Annotated in this window: 8 protein-coding genes; 1 reads left to right on the top strand and 7 read right to left on the bottom strand. The window is 62.9% G+C overall.

What is annotated here, in order from left to right; genetic code table 11:
* From ccoG to BM222_RS39380, 7 genes are all read right to left on the bottom strand, one after another.
* The coding region (gene ccoG, locus BM222_RS39410) for a cytochrome c oxidase accessory protein CcoG (RefSeq protein ID WP_092239970.1) at positions 1-1,138 on the bottom strand (1,138 nt) is incomplete at its 3' end.
* Positions 1,139-1,248: 110 nt separating this feature from the next.
* A complete protein-coding gene (gene ccoP / locus BM222_RS39405) occupies positions 1,249-2,124 on the bottom strand; it encodes a cytochrome-c oxidase, cbb3-type subunit III (protein WP_092239969.1) in 876 nt (291 codons plus the stop codon).
* A 6-nt stretch (positions 2,125-2,130) separates the two neighbouring features.
* The gene (locus BM222_RS39400; RefSeq protein ID WP_027528922.1) at positions 2,131-2,295 is read right to left on the bottom strand and encodes a CcoQ/FixQ family Cbb3-type cytochrome c oxidase assembly chaperone; all 165 of its coding nucleotides are present in this window, start codon (positions 2,293-2,295) and stop codon (positions 2,131-2,133) included.
* A gap of 13 nt (positions 2,296-2,308) precedes the next feature.
* Complete coding sequence (gene ccoO / locus BM222_RS39395) at positions 2,309-3,043, bottom strand: cytochrome-c oxidase, cbb3-type subunit II (RefSeq protein WP_092239968.1); 735 nt, start codon at positions 3,041-3,043, stop codon at positions 2,309-2,311.
* A 10-nt stretch (positions 3,044-3,053) separates the two neighbouring features.
* Entirely contained in the window at positions 3,054-4,703 is a 1,650-nt protein-coding gene (gene ccoN, locus BM222_RS39390; protein WP_092239967.1) for a cytochrome-c oxidase, cbb3-type subunit I, read from the bottom strand.
* 200 nt (positions 4,704-4,903) lie between these two features.
* Positions 4,904-5,329, bottom strand: a complete 426-nt coding sequence (locus tag BM222_RS39385) for a CBS domain-containing protein (protein ID WP_092239966.1) — start codon at positions 5,327-5,329, stop codon at positions 4,904-4,906.
* Between the two features lie 36 nt (positions 5,330-5,365).
* Positions 5,366-6,196 (bottom strand): universal stress protein, encoded by an 831-nt coding sequence (locus tag BM222_RS39380; protein WP_092239965.1) that lies wholly within the window; start codon positions 6,194-6,196, stop codon positions 5,366-5,368.
* 207 nt (positions 6,197-6,403) lie between these two features.
* On the opposite strand from BM222_RS39380, the gene fixL reads away from it, so the two are divergent.
* Positions 6,404-7,896 (top strand): sensor protein FixL (gene fixL, locus BM222_RS39375; RefSeq protein WP_092239964.1); only part of this gene is annotated, 1,493 nt, incomplete at its 3' end.

The raw sequence follows: 7,896 nt of genomic DNA, 5'->3' as shown, positions 1-7,896 counted from the left end.
CATGCAGCACGTTGACGTCGAGCAGGCTGCGCGTCGCCAGCACGTAGAGCATGATACCACCCACCGCCGTGATGATCGCGCTGTAGACGACAGTGCGGGCCCGGACGATGCGATAAACCGGCGCCTTGCCTTCCTGGCGACGCTGGATGTTGATGTCGTTGTCATAGCCGATCAGCCGCTTCGGTCGACCGATCTTGGTCATGACGTTGTCGCAGGCGTCGATGCAGAGTCCGCACTGGATGCATTCGAGCTGCGGCCCGTTGCGGATGTCGATCCCGGTCGGGCAGACCGCGACGCATTGATAGCAGTCGACGCAATCGCCGACTGACTGACCGAGCGCGCGCAGCTCGGCCGCCTTCTTGACCGAGGTGCGCTTCTCGCCGCGATCGTAGCGATAGGTGACGTTGAGCGCCCATTCGTCGGTGAGCGCAGCCTGGATCCGCGGCCACGGACACATATAGGTGCAGACCTGCTCGCGCATGAAGCCGGCCAGCACATAGGTCGTCGCCGTCAGAATGCCGATCCAGATATAGGCGATGACAGGCGCCTGGAAGGACAGGAGCTGCTTCACCAGCGTCGGCGCGTCGTTGAAATAGAGCACCCAGGCGCCGCCGGTCCACCAGGCGATCATCAGCCAGGTCACATGCTTGAGCACGATCTCGGATACGCGCTTGAGCGTCAGCGCGCTGGCCGATTTGTCCTTCCGCATCCGCTCGCGGCGATCACCCTCGAAGAAGCGTTCGACCGCATAGAACAGGTCAGTCCAAACCGTCTGGGGGCAAAGATAGCCGCACCAGATGCGTCCGCCGACCGAGTTCATCAGGAACAGCGTCACGGCGGCGACGATCAACAGTCCGGTGAAATAATAGACTTCCTGCGGCCACAGCTCGATGAAGAAGAAATAGAAGCGGCTGTTGGGGAGATCGATCAGCACCGCCTGGCTGGGGGCACCCATGCCGCGGTTCCAGCGCACGAACGGCAGCAGGTAGTAGACGCCGAGGCAGAACGCCATCAGGCCCCATTTGATCCGGCGGAAAGTACCGGAAACACTCTGCGGATAGACCTTCGTTCGGGCTACGTAAAGCGGCCCGTCGTCGTCATCCGATGTGAGGTCGTTCGGGTTCACGGTCTTGTTCATCGCGCGGGTTGTCTCGAGAAGGTGCGATTAAACCTAGAGCCCCCGCCGCCGCGTCGATTGATCCAGCTCAAGCGGGGGGCGTTTTTGTTCACCCCCCTGACAACATCAGGCTATTTTCCGCCGCCCAAGGAGTGGACGTAGACCGCCATCGCCTTGATGGTGGCGGGATCGAGCCGCCCTTCCCAAGCCGGCATGACGCCGGCGCGACCGTTGGTGATAGTCTCGATCAAGGTCGCTTCATCCGCGCCATAGAGCCAGATCTTGTCGGTCAGATTGGGGGCGCCGAGCTCCTGGTTGCCCTTGCCGCCATCGCCGTGGCAGGCGACGCAATTGTCCGCAAAAATCTTCTCGCCCTTGGCGGCGTCATAGCCCTTGCGGGTCGAGAGGCCCGACAGCGATCGCACATAATTGGCCACCGTGACGATCTCGTCGCCCTTCAGCACGCCATCCCTGCCGAAAGCCAGCATCTGGCCTTCGTGGGACTTGGCGTGACCCGAGCGTGCGCCGTACTGGATGGTCTGCATGATCTGCTCGAGCGTGCCGCCCCACAGCCAGTCGTCGTCGTTCAGGTTCGGATAGCCCTTGGCGCCGGCAGCGCCGGAGCCGTGGCACGGCGCGCAATTGTCGCCGAACACGGTCTTGCCCTTGGCGCGGGCGAGCGCCAGCAGGGCCGGATCGTTCTCGATGTCGGCGAGCGAGGCTGCACCGAGCGCCGCCATCTTGTCGCCCCTGATCTTCTCGAGATTGGCAAGCTCGACCGCGACGTTCGCGCGTGTCGAGTAGCCGAACAGACCGGTCGTATTGCTCGAAATCAGCGGCCAGGCCGGATAGACGATCCAGTAGCCGATCGACCAGACGATGGTGAGGTAGAAGCAGATCACCCACCAGCGCGGCAGCGGGGTGTTGAGCTCCTTGATGCCGTCCCATTCATGCCCGGTCGTGTGCCTGCCGGTGACGGAATCAAATTCGCCATGATGCTCGCTCATGATCTCTCACTCCTCCCGCAGCGGCAGGCTGGCCGCTTCGTCGAACGCGGCCTTGTTGCGGGGCCAGAACGCGTAGGCGATGATCGCGAGAAAGATCGCGACGAAGACCGGCGTCCAGATCGTGGTCACGAGGCCGGATGCGAGATTGTCGAGTGTCAGGATGGCTTTCATCGGTGATGCCTTCTCAGCGAAGATTGGCTTTCTCGTTGTAGAGCTTGAAGTCGACCAGCGTGCCGAGCATCTGCAGGTACGCGATCAGCGCGTCCATCTCGGTCGGCGTGCCGGACTTGCCATCGAAATTGCGCACGACGGCTTTGGCATAGCGCTTGCTGAAGGCGTCACTGCCGGCATTGTCAGGATCGGCCTGGGCCTTCATGTCGGCGGCGGCGTTGGCGATCTGGTCGTCGGTGTAGGGAACGCCGACGGTCCGCAGCGTACGCATATGGTCGGCGATCGTCGCCGGATCGACCTCGGTTGAGCTGAGGAACGGATAACCCGGCATCACCGATTGCGGCACGATCGCGCGCGGATTGGTCAGATGCGTGACGTGCCAGTCGTCGGAATATTTGGCGCCGACGCGGGCAAGGTCTGGCCCGGTGCGCTTCGACCCCCACTGGAACGGGTGATCGAACATGCTCTCGGCGGCGAGCGAGAAGTGGCCGTAGCGTTCAACCTCGTCGCGCAACGGACGGATCATCTGCGAATGGCAGAGATAGCAGCCTTCGCGGACATAGACGTTGCGGCCGGCGAGCTCCAGCGGCGTGTAGGGCCTGACGCCGTCGACCACCTCGATCGTGCTCTTGAGGTAAAACAGCGGCGTGATCTCGACGAGACCGCCGATCGCGATCACCAGCAAAATGCCTACGACCAAGATGATCGAGTTCTTTTCGAAGATTTGATGGCGTGTCCAGAACGACATGGCAAGCTCCTCATTCCGCCGGCTGAAGAGCGGCGGGCATCTGGACTTCCTGCTCGCCGACGCGAACCGTCATCCAGAGATTGTAGGCCATGATCAGCGCGCCGATCAGGAACAGCGCGCCGCCGGCGGCGCGGATGACGTAGAAGGGATGCATCGCCTCGACGGTCTCGATGAAGGAATATTCGAGGAAGCCGAGCGAGGTGTAAGCACGCCACATCAAGCCCTGCAGGATGCCCGACACCCACATCGCGGAGATGTAGAGAACGATGCCGAGCGTCGCGATCCAGAAATGCCAGTTGACCAGCTTGAGACTGTAGAGCCCCTTGCGATTCCACACCCAAGGCACCAGGCAGTACAGCGCGCCGAAGGAGACGAATCCGACCCAGCCGAGCGCACCGGAATGCACGTGGCCGATGGTCCAGTCGGTGTAGTGGCTGAGCGAGTTGACGACCTTGATCGACATCATCGGCCCCTCGAAGGTCGACATGCCGTAGAAGGCGACGGAAACCACGAGCATGCGCAGCACGGGATCGGTACGCAGCTTGTCCCAGGCGCCCGACAGCGTCATCAGGCCGTTGATCATGCCGCCCCATGACGGCATCCACAGCATGATGGAGAACGTCATGCCGAGCGTCTGCGTCCAGTCGGGCAGCGCGGTGTAGTGCAGATGGTGCGGGCCGGCCCAGATGTAGAGGAAGATCAGCGCCCAGAAGTGAATGATCGAGAGCCGGTAGGAATAGACCGGCCGCTCCGCGCGCTTCGGAATGAAATAGTACATGATGGCGAGGAAACCCGCGGTCAGGAAGAAGCCGACGGCGTTGTGGCCGTACCACCACTGGAACATGGCATCCTGGATGCCGCCCCAGGCGATGTAGGACTTGGAGCCGAAGAACGACACCGGCAAAGCGGGATTGTTGCCCAGATGCAGAACCGCAATCGTCACGATGAAGGCGAGATAGAACCAGTTCGCGACGAAGATGTGCGGTTCCCTCCGCTTGAGGATCGTGCCGAGGAAGACGAGGAGATAAGTCACCCAGACGATGGTCAGCCAGAGGTCGGCGTACCATTCCGGCTCGGCGTATTCCTTGGACTGGGTAACGCCGAGCAGATAGCCGGTGCCGGCGATCAGGATGAAGTAGTTGTAGCCGAGCACGACGAACCAGGGCGCGAGATCGCCGGCGAGCCGCGCGCGGCAGGACTTCTGCACCACGTAGAAGGATGTCGCGATCAGCACGTTGCCGCCGAAAGCGAAGATCACCGCGGAGGTGTGCAGCGGCCGCAACCGGCCGAATTGAATCCATTGTAGATCGAAATTCAGTGCGGGCCAGGCCAACTGCGAGGCGATGATCAGCCCGACCAGGAAGCCCGCAATGCCCCAGACCATCGCCATGACGGCGGTGAACTTGATCGGGCCCATATTGTAGTTTGGACGACCGTTGATCTCGGCAGGCGGCAGCGCCGCCGGGCGGTCGTAGTAGCGGTTGACGATGAAGAACATCGCGGCCAGGCTCGCCGCCGCGCTCAGCCCGGCGTGAAAGGCGAAAGGCGCGTCAACCGCCTTGGCCGAGGCAATCAGGCACAGGAAGGCGGTAACCGCGAAGATGAGCGCCAGGCCGCTTTCGCCTGTCGTCATGGTTTTCGAGATGGAGGGCTGGGGCATCGCGGATTCTCTCTGAAAGAACACGCCGCCAGAAAGCACACCGACTCCCGCGGGGACTTGATTGAGATCAAGATAGATGGAATTCTGTTCATGCGAGGCCGATCCTGATCAGGCAGCAATGCCAATGGTTTGGCATCGCGCCGAGCATGGCGTCGCCTTCCCGGAGATTGCCGAGCCATTATTGACTTTTCGCTTTAACGTCAGGCGTTCGCCGTCGCCTTGAGCGCCGCGATGACGTCCTCGCGCGCGATGATTCCGACCAGTTTCTGAGCGCCGTCGAGCACGATGATGCTGCGGATGCGGTGCTCGACCATGAGCTGGAGCACGCGCGTCAGCCGCGTTTCCGGGCCGACATAGATGAACTCCGGCGTCATGACGTCGCCGACCTTGCGGTTCATCAGGTCGTGATAGCGCGGCAGCATCTGGCTCGGCGTGAACGCAAAGCACTTCAGGATATCGAACTTGGTGACGATGCCGACGACCTGACCGTCATCCTCGACCGGATACGAGTTGAAATCATCCTGTTCGAACATCTCGCTGAGGGCGAGCAGATCGTGGTCACGCCCCACCGTGCTGACGTTGCGCGTCATGTAGCTTTCGACGATCTGCTCAAGGAATTTGTACACAGCGCGTCCTCATCGATTGTCTGTGCCGCCTCGCCGTCAGTGCGACAGCAGCACGCAGCGGGCGGTTTGCGTGAGCAGATATTCCGTGACGCCGCCGAGAATCAGCTCGCGGAAGCGGGAATGGCCGTAGGCGCCGGCGACGATCAGGCCGGCACCGACATCGCCGGCGATCCTCTCCAATTGTACGGCGGCAGTTTCGTTTCCCGCCTCCGCGACCCGCGCGGACGCGGTGACGCCGTGGCGGGCGAGCCAGGCGGCGACGTCGCTGACATGTGCCATCACCGCCGAGCGGTCGTCGTTCGTTTCCGGAATCTCGACGACGACGACGTCCTTGGCCTTGCGCAGCATCGGCAGCGCATCGGCCGCCGCGCGCCGCGCCTCCGGCGTGTCCTTCCAGGCCACCAGCACGCTGCGCAGATCGAGCCAGTTGATTTGATCAGGCACGACCAGCAGCGGCCGACCGGTCTGCATCACAAGATCCCTGGGGCTTGCCATCGAAAAGGCGTCGGAGAAGGTCGAGCTCTGCCCGCCGCTGACGATGATGTCGGCGCAGCGCGCCTGTGCCAGGACGTATCGTGCGGGAAAATCCGTGGCGCTGCGCCATTCCGCACGCCCGCTGCACCTTCTGGTCGCGGCGCGGAATTGCGCCTCCAGATCGGTAAGGCGCCGCTTGACGGAGCCCTCCTCCTGATCGACCAGCCGCTGGGCCTCGGCACCATCCGTGAAATAAAGCGGCGGCGCGAATCGCGCTGCAGCAATCCCGACGATATCGGCCTCGAATCGTTCGGCCAGCTCGCCCGCCACCTGAAGCTGCACAGTGTTGAGCTGGTCCAGCGCCAGGCTGACCATCACGGTCGCGTATGTCATCGGGCGTCTCCGAATGGCAATGAACTGGCGTGAAATCTAGCCTAGCCCTGTCCGGGCGGGATGAGGTAGATCAAATTGCCCGACGCCGAATTGCGGAAATCCGCCAATGGAATCAGCTATCCGAACTTGCCTAGGGACGTCGCTTGGGCGAAATTGCAGCCATGGTCGCTGCGTCATCGCCCGTCACCGAGCAAGAGGAGACACGACTTGTCGCCGACCCGCGTAACGCATCCGCCGGACGATCATCGCGGCGAGCATTTCCGGGTCCGGATCGAGGGGTTCGGCGTCGGAACCTGGGATCTCGACCTCACGACGCGCGAGCTGGAATGGTCAGAAACTGCACGGATGCTACTCGGTATCGAGCGGGGCCAGCCGGCAAGTTACGCTCTCTTCCTGTCGCGGCTCGGGCCCGCAGACCGCCAACGCGTCGAGGCTGCGATCGAACAGGTCGCTGCGCATGGCGGCGGCTTCGACGTCTCTTTCAAGATTGCTGAAGCGTCCGACCGGGCCAAATGGATCCGGGCGCGCGCCGGCCTGATCCGGGATGATGCCGGCGCTGCACGCCATCTCAGCGGCATCTTCCTCGACATCGACAAGGAGAAGCAGGTCGAGGAAGCCTTGCGCACGCGCGAGAGTCACCTCCGCTCCATCCTGCACACCATTCCGGACGCCATGATCGTCATCGATGGTCGCGGTATCATGCAGCTGTTCTCGACGGCCGCCGAGCGCCTGTTCGGCTGGTCCGAGCAGGAGGCGATCGGCCAGAACGTCAACATCCTGATGCCGGAGCCGGACCGCACCCGGCACGACGGCTACATCGCGCGCTATCGCTCGACCAATGATCCGCACATTATCGGCATCGGCCGCATCGTCACCGGCAAGCGCCGCGACGGCACGACGTTCCCGATGCATCTGTCGATCGGCGAGATGCAGTCCGGCGGCGAGCCCTATTTCACCGGCTTCGTCCGCGACCTCACCGAGCACCAGCAGACCCAGGCAAGGCTGCAGGAATTGCAGTCCGAGCTCGTCCATGTCTCGCGTCTGACGGCGATGGGCGAGATGGCATCCGCGCTCGCCCACGAGATCAATCAGCCGCTGGCGGCGATCAGCAACTACATGAAGGGATCGCGGCGGTTGCTCGCGGGCAGCACCGATCCCAACGTTGCGAAGATCGAGAGCGCGCTGGATCGTGCGTCGGAGCAGGCACTGCGCGCCGGCCAGATCATCCGGCGGCTGCGCGACTTCGTCTCGCGCGGCGAATCCGAGAAGCGGGTCGAGAGCCTGTCGAAGCTGATCGAAGAAGCCGGCGCGCTCGGTCTTGCCGGCGCGCGCGAGCAAAACGTGCAGCTCCGCTTCACTCTCGATCCAGGCGCCGACCTTGTCCTCGCCGACCGCGTGCAGATCCAGCAGGTCCTGGTCAATCTGTTCCGCAACGCGCTGGAAGCGATGGCGCACGCGCCGCGGCGCGAGCTCATCGTGGCCAACACCCGCATCAGTGACGACATCATCGAGGTGGAGGTGTCGGACACCGGCTCCGGCTTCCGGGACAGCGTCATTCCAAACCTTTTTCAGACCTTCTTCACCACCAAAGAGACCGGCATGGGCGTGGGACTGTCGATCAGCCGCTCGATCATCGAGGCTCACGGCGGTCGCATGGTCGCCGAGAACAACGCATCGGGCGGCGCGACATTCCGCTTCAC

This window comes from Bradyrhizobium sp. Gha (assembly GCF_900113735.1).
In the GTDB taxonomy this organism is placed as follows: domain Bacteria; phylum Pseudomonadota; class Alphaproteobacteria; order Rhizobiales; family Xanthobacteraceae; genus Bradyrhizobium.
The sequence above is the reverse complement of the archived record's forward strand: the minus strand, read 5'-3'. Positions and strand labels throughout refer to the sequence as shown.

What these genes read in the sequence shown, in the direction of transcription:
- ccoN (WP_092239967.1), bottom strand. Translation starts at nt 4,703, where the DNA reads ATGCCCCAGCCCTCCATCTCGAAAACCATGACGACAGGCGAAAGCGGC.
- BM222_RS39400 (WP_027528922.1), bottom strand. Translation starts at nt 2,295, where the DNA reads ATGAAAGCCATCCTGACACTCGACAATCTCGCATCCGGCCTCGTGACC.
- ccoP (WP_092239969.1), bottom strand. Translation starts at nt 2,124, where the DNA reads ATGAGCGAGCATCATGGCGAATTTGATTCCGTCACCGGCAGGCACACG.
- ccoO (WP_092239968.1), bottom strand. Translation starts at nt 3,043, where the DNA reads ATGTCGTTCTGGACACGCCATCAAATCTTCGAAAAGAACTCGATCATC.
- BM222_RS39380 (WP_092239965.1), bottom strand. Translation starts at nt 6,196, where the DNA reads ATGACATACGCGACCGTGATGGTCAGCCTGGCGCTGGACCAGCTCAAC.